Raw genomic sequence first — 17285 nt, forward strand, 5'->3', positions numbered from 1 at the left:
AAAGCGGTGATAAGTCTCAAAAAAACAAAATCGAACATATATACTATTTTAACCATAATGTAGCGAAATATTCAACTAAAACATTTATGAGGTTGTTCAAAAAGAAAAAAAACCTCTTTTTCAACAACCTCTTATAACACGCAAAGAAAGCCGAAAATGTATTCACCAAACTTTCTCTGGGTGAGGTTAACGAATGACTAGATCTGGTTTCTTTTTCATACTATGCTTTCCGTCGACAAAACGAACAGTGCCTGATTTTGCGCGCATTACAAGTGATTGTGTTGTAGCTGTGGAACCGTGATAACGGACACCTTTAAGTAGCTCTCCATCCGTTACTCCTGTTGCAGCAAAAATACAATCATCACCTGAAACGAGGTCATCCATATGAAGCACCTTGTTCACATCTTTGATGCCCATCTTTAAGCAACGCTGTAATTCTTCTTCGTTCGCTGGTATAAGTTTTCCTTGGAGCTCTCCACCTAAACACTTTAACCCAACAGCAGCAATCACGCCTTCTGGTGCCCCACCAGAACCAAGCATAATATCAACACCCGTATCTCCAAATGCCGTGTTGATTGCAGCAGCAACATCTCCATCTGAAAGCAACTTAATTCTTGCACCTGTTTTACGAATGTCATCGATCATCTTTGCATGACGCTCACGATATAAAATCGAAACGACAAGATCTGCAATATCCTTATTTTTCGCTTTTGCAACCGCTTTTAAGTTATCTAGTACTGGAGCATTGATATCAACCTTGCCAACAGCTTCTGGTCCAACTGCTATTTTATCCATATACATATCTGGAGCGTGCAGAAGATTTCCATGATCAGCAATTGCAAGTACCGCTAGTGCGTTCCATTGACCAGAGGCAACGATATTTGTTCCTTCAAGGGGGTCGACTGCAACATCGACTCTTGAACCATAACCGTTTCCTAGCTTTTCTCCAATGTAGAGCATTGGAGCCTCGTCCATTTCTCCCTCGCCAATGACAACGGTTCCTTTCATAGGAATCGTATCAAATACATCACGCATTGCTTCTGTTGCAGCACGGTCCGCTTCATCTTTATTGCCTCGTCCCATCCAACGACCTGATGCAAGTGCAGCTGCTTCTGTTACTCGAACCAACTCCATCGATAAGCTTCTTTCCATTCTGCTCCCCCCAGTGTATTTAATTGTCGAGAGTGGAAAAAAAGGGCAAGGTCGGCCCTTCGGCTCGGTGGTGAGCGGCAATGGCTTCACTCGCTGCGCGCGTTTAGGAGAAACCCACTCCTAAACGCTTAAAAGATGGCAGCGGTTCCGCTCATTGCTTCGAGTTAGTGGAAAAGGGCAAGTTCGGCCCTTTTCTCAGCGGAGAGTGGCAATGGCTCCTCTCGCTGCGCGCTTTTAGGAGAAGACCACTACTAAAAGCTTAAAAGATGGCAGCGGTTCCGCTCATTGCTTCGAGTTAGTGGAAAAGGGCAAGTTCGGCCCTTTTCCACTAACTCTCTAGCTCTTCACCTGGTCCAATTCTTCTTCTGTCATTTTCTCTCGCCATATTTTCGCGCCGAGGCCTATTAGTTTTTCTTCTAGGTTGGCGTATCCGCGGTCGATGTGTTCGAGGCCTGACACTTCTGTGATCCCTTCGGCTAACAATCCAGCCACAATAAGGGCAGCTCCTGCGCGTAAGTCACTCGCTCTGACCTTTGCACCTTGCAGATTTGTTTTACCGTTAATAATTGCAGAGCGGCCTTCAACTTTGACGTTTGCACCCATGCGTCTCAGCTCGTCAATATGCTTAAATCTAGCATTATAAATCGTATCTGTTACAATACTCGTCCCTTCTGCTTGAGTAAGTAGACTTGTAAATGGTTGTTGTAGATCTGTTGGAAAGCCAGGGTAGACAAGTGTTTTAATATCTACGCCTATTTTCTCTCTATTGTTATGTATTAACAATTTATCATCAGATTCTTCAATGGTAACACCCATTTCTCTAAGCTTGGCGATAAGTGATTCGACATGGTACGGAATAATGTTATCAATGACTACTTTTTGGCCGACCGCAGCCGCTATGATCATATACGTACCAGCTTCAATCCGGTCTGGAATAATCGAGTGTCTGCATCCTGAAAGAGAATCGACTCCATCGATCCGAATCACATTCGTTCCTGCCCCTTTGATTTTGGCACCCATACTTGTTAGCAACGTAGCGACGTCAATAATTTCTGGCTCTTTTGCCGCATTTTCGATAATCGTTTGTCCTGTTGCTCTTACTGCAGCAAGCATAATATTGATCGTTGCGCCCACACTAACGACATCAAGGTAAATTCTAGCACCACGTAATTCTTCTGCACGTAAGTAGATCGCACCTTGTTCGTTGGTGACCTTTGCGCCTAACGCTTCAAACCCTTTTATATGTTGATCAATTGGTCTAGGACCTAAATTACAACCGCCTGGAAGGCCAATGACTGCTTTTTTAAACTTTCCAAGCATCGCACCCATTAAATAATAAGAAGCACGTAACTTCTTCACTCGACCGTTTGGAAGTGGCATCGATATCATCGCTTCTGGGTTTACTGTAATTTCGTGTTTGCCAAGTTCAACTTCTCCACCAATTTCTCGCAATAGTTCAGCAAGTAAATGAACATCAGAAATCTCTGGTAGATTATCAATTGTGACATGCGAATCTGCTAAAATGGCAGCTGGAATTAAGGCAACTGCACTATTTTTAGCTCCACTAATCTGTACTGTACCTTCTAGCGGATAACCGCCTTGAATCATTAATTTATCCATAACCGCATCCCTTCCATTGGTGCATTTTCAGTAAGGCACACAAATAGCTCTCTTTCTTCTCATTATAACCATATCAATGAAAATGTAACGAGTTTTTCTGTGTCTGATTGTAACGGAAATAACAAAAAAATGCCATAGCAAGGAATGGGTTTGGGTATTTATGCTCTCAAAAAAGAGTATACAATGGCTACAGTTAGTGTACCCACTCCTAACTGACTAAACCTGGCTAGCTGTTCCGCTCATTGCTTCGAGCTTTTTGAAAAAGGTTAAAAACCGAACCTTTTTTATATAATAGCAATGGCTCACTCACTGCGCGCCAGTGAGGAGAAGCCCACTCCTCACTGGCTTAAAACCTTGCAATGGCTCACTCATTGCTTCGAGCTTTTTGAAAAAGGTTGAAAACCGAACCTTTTTCAAAAAGCTCTTTAACGATTATTCCAGTCAGCCAAAAATTTCTCAATGCCTTGATCTGTTAGTGGGTGCTTTGTTAATTGTTTAATAACATTAAAAGGAATCGTCGCAATATGGGCGCCTCTGCGCGCAGCTTCTGTTACGTGTATAGGGTGGCGAACGGATGCTGCAATAATTTCTGTAGGAATGTCATGAATTTCAAAAATCTCAGCGATTTCATTAATTAATTCCAAACCATTTTGACCAATATCATCCAGTCTACCTAGGAACGGAGACACATACGTTGCTCCTGCCCTTGCAGCAAGCAATGCTTGAACACCTGAAAAAACAAGCGTTACATTCGTTGTAATTCCAAGTTCTGAAAACGCATGTACAGCTTTTAATCCTTCTGTTGTCATTGGAACTTTCACCGTAATATTTGGAGCGATTGCTGCTAATTCTTTTCCTTCTTTAATCATTCCTTCAGCATCAAGTGCAATGACTTCTGCACTTACAGAGTTTTCTTTCACAACGTTTGTGATTTCACGGAGGCGGTCATGGAAATCTACGCCCTCTTTTGCAACTAGTGATGGATTTGTCGTCACACCCGCTAAAACTCCTAGTGCTTTTGCTTCTTTAATGTCTTCTATATTTGCTGTATCAATGAAAAATTTCATCTCTCTCATCTCCCTACTTTTCACTTATAGAAGCGTTTACAATTTAGTATTTTCAGAATTCGGTATCCAAAAAAATATAATAATGCCATTAAAAGCAGTTCTAAACGAACTGCTTTTAATGGAACTTTCAATTATGCTTTATTTGAAGAACCAAATTCACGCATCTTGCCGCTAACTGTTTCTTTAATCGCATCACGAGCAGGTCCTAAATATTTACGAGGATCATATTCGTCTGGCTTAGCAGCAAGTGTTTCACGAACTGCTTTCGCAGAAGAGATTTGGCTTTCTGTGTTTACATTGATTTTCGCATGTCCAAATGCAATCGCTTTTTGAACATCGCCAGTTGGGATACCAGTACCACCGTGCAATACAAGTGGAATTCCAACTAATTCGTCAATTTCCTTCATACGGTCAAAACCAAGATTTGGTTCACCTTTGTAAGGACCATGTACAGAACCAAGTGCTGGAGCAAAGCAATCTACACCAGTTGCTTCAACTAGTTCTTTACACTCAGATGGGATTGCATAAGCTGCATCAGCATCATCAACAACAAGATCATCTTCTTGTCCACCGATACGGCCAAGCTCTGCTTCAACTGATACGCCAAGAGCGTGAGCAACAGCAACAACTTGTTTTGTAATCGCAATGTTTTCTTCTAAAGGATGGTGAGAGCCATCAATCATAACAGAAGTAAATCCTGCATGAATCGCTTCAACACACTTTTCAAAACTTGAACCGTGATCTAGGTGAATCGCAACAGGTACTGTTACTTTGTACTCTTCCATAAGAGACTCAACGATTGCAACAATTGTTTTGAATCCACCCATGTAACGAGCCGCACCTTCAGAAACACCTAAAATAACAGGTGATTGTTCTTCCTGAGCTGCTTGTAAAATCGCTTGAGTAAATTCAAGGTTATTTAAATTGAATTGACCCACTGCATAACTTTCCGCCTTTGCTTTGTTAAGCATGTCTTTCATTGATACTAAAGGCATTGTACATCCTCCTTCATAGTAAGAGCGAATCTATAGATTACGACAATCGTCGCCATATCTATTTAACAAGTTACCCTAAGAACTGAGCAAATATCCAACTTGCTTATGTATATAGTCTCTTGCCAAATAAAACAAAATCTATAAAAGCTCTATTATTGAACGAATTCATTATAGCATATATCGCTTAAATTTCACGCTTTTCTGACAGAATTCTAAAAGTTTTTACAAGTAAGCGTTTTATTTAGGGTGAGTTTTTCACATTCACGAAATGGCTAGACTATTTTTGATCACTTCTCTAATATCGTCAATATCAAATGGCTTGGCAAAGTGCGTAATCGCCCCTAAGCTCATCGCTTCATTGATTAAATTCAGTTCTCCATAAGCTGTCATCATAATCACATCAACTTGTGGATTATCTTCTTTAATACGTTTTAATATTTCAAGCCCGTCCATTCCCGGAATTTTCATATCAAGCAAAACAAGATCAGGATTTTCCTGCTCGACAATTTTCAAAGCTTGGACTCCATTTGCTGCTTCATGCATTTTGTAACCGTCTTTTTGAAGAATTTCACAAAGCAAGACACGAATTCCATATTGGTCATCAACAACTAAAATTTTCTTCACGATCAGGTCACTCCTCCCATTTTCAGTGTGTATTTCATTTTTTACAGTTAGTTAAGATAAACGACACACCCTTTTCACACAACAAGAGTAATTCGTCATTTCCTTCTAAAATCCTCCTATAATTTCACGCAATTTTTGAACAATATCCGACAAAGATGTCTAAGTATGTCGATTTATTTATGGTTTCGCTTTTTCATCATCTCCCTTCTACGTTATAATGCTCTTACTTAGTATGTCTTAGAGAGGATGTTTCCATTTGCAAAAAATATTCACAACCCAACTAACCGGCCTCATGAACAACACACTAGATGACTTTTTGATGGAAGATGCTGCACGACTCCTCAGCCAAGCTCTCGTTGGCGATGGCTCTATATATGTATATGGCAAAGAGGAAATGGCTGCTGTAACTGCAGAAGCTCTTTACGGAAAAGAAAAACTTAAGAATGTGAAGCCGTTATTTTTGGTGGATGGTGAGATGGTCGATCTTCATCCTACAGATCGGGTTCTTCTCCTTTCACGAAATTCAAATGATGAAGAGATGGTAGCCATTGTCCAAAAGCTTGAAGAACAGCATATTCCAATTCTCGCCATAACCTCAACACATACAGAAGGCAGACAATGGACCGATGACGCCTGGATCCATCTCGACCTTAATGTAAAAAACAGCCTTGTTCCGACAGACTCAGGTGACCGTATCGGCTATCCTGCTTCTCTGTTAGCTCTTTATACGTATTATTGCTTATTTTTGCTTATTTCTGAGCTCTTATCCGAGTATGAATAACCTTCAAGTATGATGATTACGGGTTTCGAAGTCGGTGAATAATTTCACTGTCTGATCCGAATGATTTATTATCCAATCTATAAAAAAGCAAAAACGTCGCGTTTGGCGTTTTTGCTTTTTTCATTATCTCTTAGTGTTTCTTTTAATAAATATGAACAGTTTTGTTATCCAAAGGACAATAATCGATACGAGATAATTACCTAGAAATATGTAGAAGTTTAAAAATTCATTACGTAATTGGAGTATGTTCATTTTCTCATTGATTTGAAATAAGTTTAATTGCTTATGAACCTCAAGCCAGAGCAACCCGACGAATGCACTAACAGCTAATGACCATAAGTAGAAATTTTTCTCTCGATCCGTACAGTACTGATACAATAACATATAAACTACGGGCAAAATCGCTGCATTTACAGAAAACGAGAAGGGAAATTGAGATATAACCATGTAAGGATGATCAACATAACCATATCTGACTAGATAAGAATCGTTATACGTAATAATCACATGGATTGTGTATCCATAAAATAGAATCTCAAAAAAACGTTCTCTGCTAATGTAACGATATAAAACGACTAGAGGAATAATGACCCAAGCTAAATGATACCAAAATTGCCATGTTGATAGATCCGAAAACTGTATCCAATACTCGTCAGTCATCTGATTAACTTTCGTTTGTAGTTTATTAATATTCTCAATGAATTCCTGTTGCTTCATCAAATCTCCCCTTTATACCAGCGCCTACTACATCCATATTTTAGGCTATCTGAATAATAATTATTCAGATAGCCTAAAAGCGAACGTAAATATGTTGTCCAAAACAAGTAAAAAGCACACCATATCAGTTTGATTTGGTGTGCTAAACGTTAAATTGGCTGTATTCTTCACTTCGATATAAAGGAATAAAACAATCTAGGAGAAGAAGCAAATTGCGCTTCTTCTCTTCTATTTTTTCAATGATGCTCCAACAAACTCTTTAAATAGTGGTTGTGGGCGTGTTGGTCTTGAGCTGAATTCTGGGTGGAACTGAGATGCGATGAAATACGGATGATCTTGTAGTTCAATGATCTCAACCAATCTTCCGTCTGGGCTTGTCCCAGAGAAAATAAAACCGGCCTTCTCCATTTGATCTCGGTATTCATTGTTGAACTCATAACGGTGACGGTGGCGCTCATAGACGATTTGCTCACTATACGTACCAGCCGCAAGCGTTCCGTCAATTAGCTTACAAGGGGCTAAACCAAGACGAAGCGTTCCTCCCATGTCTTCCACATCTTTTTGTTCTGGCAACAAATCAATGATCGGATATGGCGTTTCTGGATTTAACTCAGCTGAGTGCGCACCTTCCATACCAAGAACATTACGTGCATACTCAATCGAAGCAAGTTGCATTCCTAAGCAAATACCTAAAAACGGTACTTTCTTCTCACGAGCGAAGCGAATTGCTGAAATTTTCCCTTCAACACCACGATCACCGAATCCGCCAGGGACTAGGATTCCATCCGCTGTGCTAAGTAATTCCGCAACATTTTCATCTGTTACTTGTTCTGCATCAATCCACTGAATATCAATATCAGCATCGAATGCATAGCCTGCATGACGAAGTGCCTCTGCTACGGATAAATACGCATCTTGTAATGCTACGTATTTTCCGACAAGTGCAATCGACACTTTTCCAGATAAGTTTTGAACTTTATTAACAAGAGCCGTCCACTCGGTCATTTCTGCTTCTTTGCATTCAAGCTTCAAATGTTTGCATACAATTTTATCAAAATGTTGAGCTTGTAAATCTAGCGGTACTTGATACAGTGTATCCGCATCGCGTGCTTCAATTACCGCATTTTTGTCGATATCACAGAATAGGGCAATCTTTTCCTTCATCTCTTGAGGAACAGGCTTCTCTGTACGAACGACAATTACATTCGGTTGAATCCCAAGACTACGTAGCTCTTTTACGCTATGTTGCGTTGGTTTTGATTTCATTTCACCAGCTGCAGCTAGGTATGGAATTAATGTACAGTGAACATACATCACATTATCAAAGCCAACATCACTTTTAATTTGACGAATTGCTTCTAAAAACGGCAAACTCTCAATATCCCCAACCGTTCCACCGATTTCAGTAATAACGACGTCTGCACTTGTCTCACGTCCAGCTCTAAAGACACGCTCTTTGATTTCGTTTGTCACATGTGGAATAACTTGAACCGTTCCACCTAAATAGTCACCGCGACGTTCTTTCTTCAGAACAGTTGAGTACACTCTCCCTGTTGTCACGTTGCTATTTTGACTAAGGTTAATATCAATAAAACGCTCATAATGCCCTAAGTCTAAATCTGTTTCCGCACCATCTTCTGTAACGAACACTTCTCCGTGCTGGTATGGACTCATCGTTCCAGGGTCTACGTTGATATACGGGTCAAACTTTTGAATCGTTACTTTTAATCCACGATTTTTTAGTAATCGTCCAAGTGATGCAGCTGTAATTCCTTTTCCAAGTGATGACACAACGCCACCTGTTACAAAAATATACTTAGTTGTCGCCATTTTTTCGTCTCCCTTGCTTGTATAAAAGTATTCTTCATGGAGCGTATTCAAAAGGTGTTTGCAATGCTACGCTCATTGCTGTCTGAGGAGGTTGTTCAAAAAGGGAAAGCCATCCTTTTTGAACAACCTCTACATAGGGTATGCTATATAAAAATAAAAAAACAAAAGTGACAACTCTCCCTAGGAAGGGGGCGCACTTTTGTTTTTGTTTTAAATAATCATGAATTGATTTTCAAAGCCCTAAATGATTCTACCTATATTAAACAAAGAAGTCAAGAGGATAAACGTCCAAAGGATTAGGTAAACTGATCCATTGAAAACAAGTTCAAATCCTACTTTAATTCTTCGTCCTCATCGTCGAGATCTTCGTCTGTATCATCTGCATCGTCTGCATCATCGCCAAGATCTGGAATCGCTTCCTTGTCATCAAAATCATCATCATCATCGTCATCATCGTCATTCGTAATTTCATCTAACTCGTCTTCAAGATCTTCATACTCATCTTCATAATCTTCAAAGCCATCATCAAGTACGCCAGCAACCAAATCAGCTTTTTTTGCTTTGGTTTTTTTGCGTACTTTTACAGGAGTTGTAATTTCTTCTTCTGATTGCTCTAATGGATACCAACTCTTTAAACCCCAACGGTTGTCCCCTAGTGAATGGAATCTACCGTCAATGTTCATATCTGTATAAAGGTTGGCAATTTTCTCTTTTACTTCATTTTTTGTCATTCCCTTTACTTCTGCCACTCGCTTAACTAGATCATAATAATCAAATGGGGTGCGTTCTTTTTTCATAATTTCAAACGCTACCTCAACCATCGATACTTCTTGTATTTCTGCTTTAGTCATCTCTTGTAAATTCATTAAAAGGCACGTCCTTTCAGTCAATCTTCTATCTATTTGTCCAATCGTTGTTGGTAATACAAATCTGTTCAAAGAGGAAAGTCAAAGAGTCGTTCTAGACCTTTTCGAATATCCTTTTCAAGCATACTTTTCATTATAAACACATTTCAGGTGATTATGCTAGTTCATGGAAGAAGAAAGTAGTCACCCAGGCAAATCTAGGAAGCCACTGAAAAGGCAAAAACCCACCTGTTTTTACATATTGCGGCGATATTGTCCGCCTACTTCATAGAGGGAAGTTGTTATTTGCCCTAAGCTTGCTACTTTTACCGTTTCCATTAGTTCGGCAAAGACATTGCCTCCTAATATCGCTACTTCTTGTAACCGCTCGAGCGCTGGTCCCGCATTTTGTTCATGACGCTTTTGGAATATTCGTAAGTTTACAATTTGCTGCTCTTTTTCTTCTTTCGTTGCGCGTGCTAGTTCTAATTCGAACTCTGAATCGATCTCCTGATTCGGGTTCATATACGTATTTACCCCGATAATCGGCAGATCACCTGTATGTTTTTTCATTTCATAATACATTGATTCCTCTTGGATTTTGCTTCGTTGATACTGCGTTTCCATCGCTCCGAGCACCCCACCGCGATCATTGATTTGTTCTAGTTCCTTTAATACAGCTTCTTCAACAAGGTTCGTTAATTCTTCTATAACAAACGAGCCTTGCAAGGAATTTTCATTTTTCGCGAGCCCTAATTCTTTTGAAATAATCATTTGAATCGCCATCGCACGACGGACGGACTGCTCTGTCGGTGTCGTAATCGCCTCATCATAGGCATTTGTATGAAGGGAATTGCAATTATCATAGATCGCCATCAGCGCTTGGAGCGTCGTTCGAATATCATTAAAATCAATTTCCTGCGCGTGAAGAGAACGGCCGGACGTTTGAATATGATATTTCAATTTTTGACTTCGCTCATTCGCTTTGTATTTTTCTTTCATGACCGTTGACCAGATTCGTCTTGCTACGCGCCCAATCACCGTGTACTCCGGATCAAGTCCGTTACTGAAGAAAAACGATAAATTCGGAGCAAACTGATTAATATCCATTCCGCGACTTAAATAATACTCGACATACGTAAAGCCATTTGCGAGTGTAAACGCCAGCTGCGAAATCGGATTAGCGCCAGCCTCAGCAATATGATAGCCAGAAATGGAAACGGAATAATAATTTCGCACATTATGATCAATAAAATATTGTTGAATATCACCCATCATTCTTAGTGCAAACTCTGTTGAAAAAATGCATGTATTTTGCCCTTGGTCTTCTTTTAAAATATCAGCCTGAACAGTGCCTCGCACTGCTTGCAGTGTCTTCTGCTTGATCATCTCTCGTTCTTTATCAGATGGCTCCTGCCCTTGTTCCTGTTCAAAACGTTCTAGTTGCTGATCAATGGCTGTATTCATAAACATCGCTAAAATAATCGGAGCGGGTCCATTGATCGTCATCGACACCGATGTTAGCGGTGCGCATAAATCAAAACTAGCGTAGAGCTTCTTCATATCATCAAGTGTACAAATACTCACACCGCTTTCGCCCACTTTTCCATAAATATCGGGCCGATAATCTGGATCTTCTCCGTATAACGTAACCGAATCAAACGCCGTACTTAAGCGCTTGGCCACATCATCTTTTGACAAATAATGAAAGCGGCGATTCGTCCGTTCAGGAGTTCCCTCGCCAGCAAATTGTCGTTTTGGATCCTCACCTTTTCGTTTGAATCGAAACACACCTGCAGTAAACGGAAACCTGCCAGGGACATTTTCTTCCATCGACCATTTAACGATATCCCCCCAATCGCTGAATTTCGGGAGCGCGACTTTTGGAATTTTCAGTCCTGATAAACTTTCGGTTGAAAGTTCGGTCACGATTTCTTTCTCGCGAATTTTTGTGACCAATGTATCTTGTTTGTATGCCGCTTTTAACTCATTCCAGCTCTCTAATATGTTTTTTGAGCTTGAGAACAGCTGCTTTTCGTAATGTTGTTTGATCTCTTTTAGCTGATTAAGCGTCTCTTCATTGCCCGGGACATGCTCATTGACTGCTTCAATCGCGCCAGCTAGTTGAAAAAGCTTGCGAGCGACTTGTGCTTGCTCATCGGTTGTTTTTTTATATTGGCGAATCGTTTGGACGATATCTCGTAAATATTGCGTTTGTTCAGGCGGAATGATAATGTTTTGTTTGATCACTTCGTTGCTCGTTTCAATCATCGTTTTCCAGTTTTTCTTACACTTCTTTGCAACTAAATCAATGATCGCAGCAAACAATGTGTTCGTCCCAAGGTCATGAAATTGACTCGCAATCGTCCCATATACCGGCATCGCTTCAAGTGGTTCATCAAATCGATTGTGACTACGCTGATATTGCTTACGAACATGTCTAAGTGCATCCTCTGACCCTTTTCGGTCAAACTTATTAATCGCAATCAGATCAGCAAAATCGATCATATCAATTTTTTCCAGCTGAGACGGCGCACCGTACTCACTCGTCATCACATACAAGGATAGATCGGCAACGTTCGCGATCTCAGCATCGCCTTGCCCGATCCCACTCGTCTCGATAATGATCAAATCATAGCCTGCTGCCTTTACGACAGCTAACGTCTCATAAATACTAGCTGACATTTCCGTTTTTGACCCACGTGTTGCCAGACTACGCATAAATACACGTGGATGGTGAATGGCATTCATCCGAATTCGATCGCCAAGAAGCGCCCCACCTGTTTTTTTCTTCGTTGGATCTATTGAGAGAATCGCAACTGTTTTCTCACCAAACTCAAAGAGAAATCTGCGAACCAGTTCATCCGTTAACGAGCTTTTCCCCGCTCCACCTGTTCCGGTAATTCCAAGTACCGACGAAGCAGATGACATCTTTTTTATCTTTGTTAACGTGCTCTCAAGAGTTGTTGCAATCTCTTTGTTCGCTTCTACAAAGTGCTCTGCCATCGTAATACAGCGTGCGACCGCTCGGCTATTCTTGTCTTTTAATTGCTCCACTTCTTCTTTTATATACTCAACCGTTGCAAAATCACAGTCTCTCATCATTTGATCAATCATGCCTTGAAGCCCGTGCTTGCGCCCATCTTCAGGGGAGAAGATTCGTGCAATGCCGTACTGATGAAGTTCGTTTCTTTCAGGTGGGGTAATCACGCCGCCCCCTCCACCGTAAATGCGAATATGTCCTGCCCCTTTTTCTTGCAAAAGATCATAACAATATTTAAAAAATTCTACATGTCCACCTTGATAAGAAGATATCGCAATGCCTTGGACATCCTCTTGTATGGAAGCGTTTACAATTTCTTCGACAGAGCGATTATGCCCAAGGTGAATCACCTCAGCACCGCTCGCCTGCAGAATCCGCCTCATAATGTTAATGGATGCATCATGACCATCAAACAAACTCGAAGCGGTCACAAAGCGAACATGATGTTTCGGACGATAGATTGCCTGTTCTGTCATGCTTCTTCCCCCCTTAATTCGGACGACTAACTCCTTGAAGCAACTGCTCTATTTGTAAGTTCGTATACTCTTCTAAACTATAATGCTTCTGAATGGACCATCTTCTAAACGTCCACATATGTCCTTGTACAAGAATATTATGAGCTACTAAGTTGATTTGATTTTCTTGGATGTGAATCACATTTTCTTTCATACAGTCACGGAGGACGTTCTCAATCATCTCCGTCATTTCGACTTCTTTTTGAAGCACATACGCCAGAGCCTCTTTTGGGAGCGATTTCGCTTCTTGATACATGACCAGCACTTCATCCTGCATATCATGAATCACTTGAAAATAAGCAGCAATCGCCTTTTTCAATCTTTCAATGCCTTCTGTATTCGTATTTAATTGATACGCGAGACGATCTCGCACTTCCTCATAAATCGCATCACAAACAAGGTACAGCACATCTTCCTTCGACCGAATGTACTCATAGAGCGTTCCAATGCTAAATCCCGACTCTTTGGCAATTTCTCTCGTCGTTGTACGGTGGAATCCTTTTTCAATAAATAAGCGGACAGCTCCCTTTACCATTTGCTCGCGACGCTTTTTAATTAACTCTGGGTCTTTGACCATTGATGGAACGGATTTCTTCAATTCTGCCAACCTACTTCCTCTTACTTTTGCTTATAGCATACTAGACTTTGGGAAAATGCACCACATGAAAATGTGAGTTTTGAGGAAGGGGGAGGATGGTTGGCGTCGTTACGGAGGTGATTCCGGTCGATTGATTGCTTTTTTCGGTCTTTCCAGCTCTTTTTCGGTCTTTCTCTCTCGGATTCCTGCCTAACTCTTTCTTTTCCGGTCAAACGCTCGCCCAACTCCTATTATCGTCTCGAATACTATCCCTAAGCAAAGCCTTCCTCTAATCAGCCAACAGCATCTTCGAAATCACTAATCTCTGAATCTCATTGGTCCCTTCATAAATTTGCGTAATCTTTGCATCGCGCATATAGCGTTCGACCGGGTATTCTTTCGTATAGCCATATCCACCGAATACTTGAACTGCTTCTACCGTGACTTCCATTGCTGTGTCACCTGCAAGAAGCTTCGACATGGCTGATTCCTTCCCGTAAGAAAAGCCCTCGCTTTCCTTCCAGGCTGCTTGGTAGGTAAGCAGGCGGCTCGCTTCGATTTTCGTTGCCATATCAGCAAGCTTAAACGCAATGCCTTGCTGCGCACCAATTGTTTTGCCGAACTGCTTACGTGCTTTTGCATAGTCAATGGCAGCATCCAATGCTCCTTGGGCAATTCCGACTGCTTGTGCAGCAATGCCATTTCTACCACCATCGAGTGTCATCATTGCAATTTTGAATCCTTCTCCTTCAGCACCGAGTCGGTTCTCTTTCGGTACGCGGCAATCTTCGAAAATGATTTCTGTCGTTGGGGATGAGCGGATTCCTAATTTTTTTTCTTTCTTTCCGACAGAAAATCCCGAAGTATCGCTATCGACAATAAACGCAGTGACCCCTTTATGACGTAAATTTGGGTCGGTGACTGCAAACACAACATAAATATCGGCTATCCCGCCATTTGTAATAAAAATTTTTGCCCCATTTAGGATGTAATGATTACCGTCTAACACAGCGGTTGTCTTCATTGCTGCAGCATCAGATCCTGAACCTGGTTCTGTTAAACCATATGCTCCGATCTTTGTTCCTTCTGCTAAGGCGCGCAAATACGTTTGCTTTTGCTCCTCACTCCCAAACTTATAAATCGGCCAGCCAGCAAGAGAGGTATGCGCTGATAGTGTTACCCCAGTTGAGGCGCAAATGCGTGATAATTCCTCTACAGCTATGACATAGCTCATATAGTCAGCACCAATTCCACCGTACTCTTCTGGCCACGGAATTCCCGCTAAGCCGAGTTCAGCCATCTTGTCAAAAATCACGCGGTCAAACCGTTCTTCTTCATCTCGCTCGGCTGCCGTTGGTGCTACTTCTTTTGCAGCAAAATTCCGCACCATTTTTCGAATCATCTCTTGCTCTTCCGTTAATAAAAAATTCATCGTGTCCCCCCCTATGCCAGCATCTAACTCAATAACTGTTTGCTAATGACCATTCGTTGAATTTCACTCGTACCCTCATAGATTTCACATACTTTCGCATCACGGAAATAGCGTTCAACCGGATAGTCCGTTGTATAGCCATAGCCGCCAAACACTTGCACCGCTTCAATTGCAACTTCCACGGCTGCTTTAGACGCATAAAGTTTGGCCATTGATGCTTCATGACCACAACGCATCCCGTTGTCTTTTAAGTTTGCTGCCCGGTATGTTAACAATTTCGCTGCCTCGACTTTCGTTGCCATGTCCGCGAGCTTAAACGCAATCCCTTGCTGAGATCCGATTGCTTTGCCAAATTGTTTCCTCTCTTTTGCATAAGCAACAGCCGCTTCAAGAGCTGCTTCAGCAATGCCTAACGCTTGTGCGGCAATACCAATTCTTCCGAAATCGAGGTTCGCCATCGCAATTTTAAAACCATCTCCTTCTTGGCCAAGAAGGTTTTCTTTTCGTACGAGTGCCTCTTCAAAAATAAGCTCTGTTGTGTTTGAGCCGTGCAAGCCCATTTTTTTTTCTTTTTTTCCGATTGTAAAACCAGGCGTATCCTTCTCAACGATAAACGCCGATATCCCCTTCGCTCCTGTTCCGAAAGACGTGGATGCAAAGACAATATACGTATCTGCTTCTCCTCCGTTTGTAATAAACACTTTTGATCCTGTTAATTTATAATTGTTTCCGATTTTGGCGGCTGTTGTTTTTAAAGCAGCGGCATCTGACCCGGCACCTGGTTCCGTTAAACCGAAAGCTCCTAAAAAGGCACCGGTCGCTAATTTCGTTACATATTTTTTCTTTTGTTCGTCCGTTCCAAAATAAAGAATCGGGTTTGTGCCAACCGATGTATGAACCGATAAAATCACACCGACGGTTGCACTTACTTTTGACAGCTCATGGATCGCGATAATATAGGAGGTAAAGTCCATTTCTGCTCCGCCATACTTTTCTGGTATTGGAATGCCCATCAGGCCAAGCTCACTCATTTTTTTGATAATCTCTCTTGGAAACGTTTCATGCTGCTCCATCTCGCAAATAAATGGAGTGATTCTCTCTTTCGCAAACGCCCGCACCATTTTTTGCATCATGGCCTGTTCATTTGTAAATCGCAAGTTCATCCCTTGCACCTCCTTATAGGGGGCAGACCCCACTCAATACTGATAAAAGCCGCGGCCTGTTTTTTTGCCGAGCCAGCCGGCTTTGACGTATTTGCGAAGAAGTGGACATGGGCGGTATTTGTCATCGCCAAACCCTGCGTGTAACGTCTCCATAATATAGAGACATGTGTCAAGGCCAATGAAATCAGCTAATGTGAGCGGACCCATTGGATGGTTCATGCCACGTTTCATCACTTCATCAACCGCCTCTGGTGTGGCAACTCCTTCGTACACAGTAAAAATGGCTTCGTTAATCATCGGCATTAAAATGCGATTGGAGACAAAGCCTGGAAAGTCATTGACTTCTACTGGTGTTTTGCAAAGCCTATGCGCCAACGCAACAACCGTTTCATATACGTCATCAGTTGTTGCGAGACCGCGAATAATCTCAACAAGCTTCATGACAGGTACCGGATTCATAAAATGCATGCCAATGACTTGCTCTGGTCTAGAAGTTGCTGCAGCAACTTCAGTAATGGACAACGCCGACGTATTTGTTGCTAAAATCGCCTCAGCTCGTGCAATCGTGTCAAGCTCAGCAAATAATGACGATTTCACTTCGATGTTCTCAACAGCTGCTTCAATGACCATGTCAACATCTCGTGCATATTCCAAGTCAGTCGAACGTTCAATTCGATTGATAATGATGGCTTTATCAACTTCGGTTATCCGACCTTTTTCGACCTGGCGCGAAAGGTTTTTCAAAATCATTTTAAATCCTCGCTCGGCGGCCTCTTCATTTACATCATGAAGAATCACTTCAATTCCTGCCATCGCGTGCACTTGTGCAATGCCTGAACCCATTTGCCCTGCTCCAATGACCATCACTTTTTTTACTTTCATAAAAAAACCTCCCCTACTTTGTTTTAAAATGAACTAGCTAAA

The 17285-nt window shown here is 41.5% G+C and carries 14 protein-coding genes; 1 reads left to right on the forward strand and 13 read right to left on the reverse strand.

Annotated features, from left to right (window positions below; all coding sequences use genetic code 11):
• Positions 1-186: 186 nt before the first annotated feature.
• The 5 genes from glpX to SAZ04_RS05135 all read right to left on the reverse strand — a co-directional run bounded on the left by glpX (position 187) and on the right by SAZ04_RS05135 (position 5461).
• Positions 187-1152, reverse strand: a complete 966-nt coding sequence (gene glpX, locus SAZ04_RS05115; protein ID WP_332692060.1) for a class II fructose-bisphosphatase — start codon at positions 1150-1152, stop codon at positions 187-189.
• Positions 1153-1488: 336 nt separating this feature from the next.
• Positions 1489-2772 (reverse strand): UDP-N-acetylglucosamine 1-carboxyvinyltransferase, encoded by a 1284-nt coding sequence (murA, locus tag SAZ04_RS05120; protein ID WP_332692063.1) that lies wholly within the window; start codon positions 2770-2772, stop codon positions 1489-1491.
• A gap of 425 nt (positions 2773-3197) precedes the next feature.
• Positions 3198-3839: a fructose-6-phosphate aldolase gene (fsa, locus tag SAZ04_RS05125; RefSeq protein WP_332692066.1), complete on the reverse strand. Its 642-nt coding sequence runs from the start codon at positions 3837-3839 to the stop codon at positions 3198-3200.
• Between the two features lie 131 nt (positions 3840-3970).
• Positions 3971-4834, reverse strand: coding sequence for a class II fructose-1,6-bisphosphate aldolase (fba, locus tag SAZ04_RS05130; RefSeq protein WP_332692069.1), 864 nt, complete (start codon positions 4832-4834; stop codon positions 3971-3973).
• A 261-nt stretch (positions 4835-5095) separates the two neighbouring features.
• Positions 5096-5461 (reverse strand): response regulator, encoded by a 366-nt coding sequence (locus SAZ04_RS05135; RefSeq protein ID WP_332692441.1) that lies wholly within the window; start codon positions 5459-5461, stop codon positions 5096-5098.
• Positions 5462-5714: 253 nt separating this feature from the next.
• Here SAZ04_RS05135 and SAZ04_RS05140 point away from each other — a divergent pair, with 253 nt between their 5' ends.
• The gene (locus SAZ04_RS05140) at positions 5715-6239 is read left to right on the forward strand and encodes a DUF2529 family protein (protein ID WP_332692072.1); all 525 of its coding nucleotides are present in this window, start codon (positions 5715-5717) and stop codon (positions 6237-6239) included.
• Positions 6240-6362: 123 nt separating this feature from the next.
• Here the strand turns inward: SAZ04_RS05140 and SAZ04_RS05145 are convergent, their stop codons facing one another.
• From SAZ04_RS05145 to SAZ04_RS05180, 8 genes are all read right to left on the reverse strand, one after another.
• Positions 6363-6956 (reverse strand): CBO0543 family protein, encoded by a 594-nt coding sequence (locus SAZ04_RS05145; protein WP_332692076.1) that lies wholly within the window; start codon positions 6954-6956, stop codon positions 6363-6365.
• 228 nt (positions 6957-7184) lie between these two features.
• A complete protein-coding gene (pyrG, locus tag SAZ04_RS05150; protein ID WP_332692079.1) occupies positions 7185-8786 on the reverse strand; it encodes a CTP synthase in 1602 nt (533 codons plus the stop codon).
• A gap of 332 nt (positions 8787-9118) precedes the next feature.
• Positions 9119-9652, reverse strand: coding sequence for a DNA-directed RNA polymerase subunit delta (gene rpoE / locus SAZ04_RS05155; protein WP_332692082.1), 534 nt, complete (start codon positions 9650-9652; stop codon positions 9119-9121).
• A 234-nt stretch (positions 9653-9886) separates the two neighbouring features.
• Complete coding sequence (gene icmF / locus SAZ04_RS05160) at positions 9887-13150, reverse strand: fused isobutyryl-CoA mutase/GTPase IcmF (protein ID WP_332692085.1); 3264 nt, start codon at positions 13148-13150, stop codon at positions 9887-9889.
• 13 nt (positions 13151-13163) lie between these two features.
• Positions 13164-13766: a TetR/AcrR family transcriptional regulator gene (locus tag SAZ04_RS05165; RefSeq protein WP_332692447.1), complete on the reverse strand. Its 603-nt coding sequence runs from the start codon at positions 13764-13766 to the stop codon at positions 13164-13166.
• 289 nt (positions 13767-14055) lie between these two features.
• The gene (locus SAZ04_RS05170; RefSeq protein ID WP_332692088.1) at positions 14056-15198 is read right to left on the reverse strand and encodes an acyl-CoA dehydrogenase; all 1143 of its coding nucleotides are present in this window, start codon (positions 15196-15198) and stop codon (positions 14056-14058) included.
• Positions 15199-15221: 23 nt separating this feature from the next.
• Complete coding sequence (locus tag SAZ04_RS05175; RefSeq protein ID WP_332692091.1) at positions 15222-16361, reverse strand: acyl-CoA dehydrogenase; 1140 nt, start codon at positions 16359-16361, stop codon at positions 15222-15224.
• Positions 16362-16394: 33 nt separating this feature from the next.
• Positions 16395-17243 carry a 3-hydroxybutyryl-CoA dehydrogenase gene (locus tag SAZ04_RS05180; RefSeq protein WP_332692094.1) on the reverse strand — a complete coding sequence of 283 codons (849 nt, stop codon included), beginning with the start codon at positions 17241-17243 and terminating at the stop codon, positions 16395-16397.
• Positions 17244-17285: the final 42 nt, after the last annotated feature.

It is taken from the genome of Halalkalibacter lacteus (genome assembly GCF_036663595.1).
GTDB classification, from domain to species: Bacteria; Bacillota; Bacilli; order Bacillales; family Bacillaceae_D; genus Halalkalibacter; species Halalkalibacter lacteus.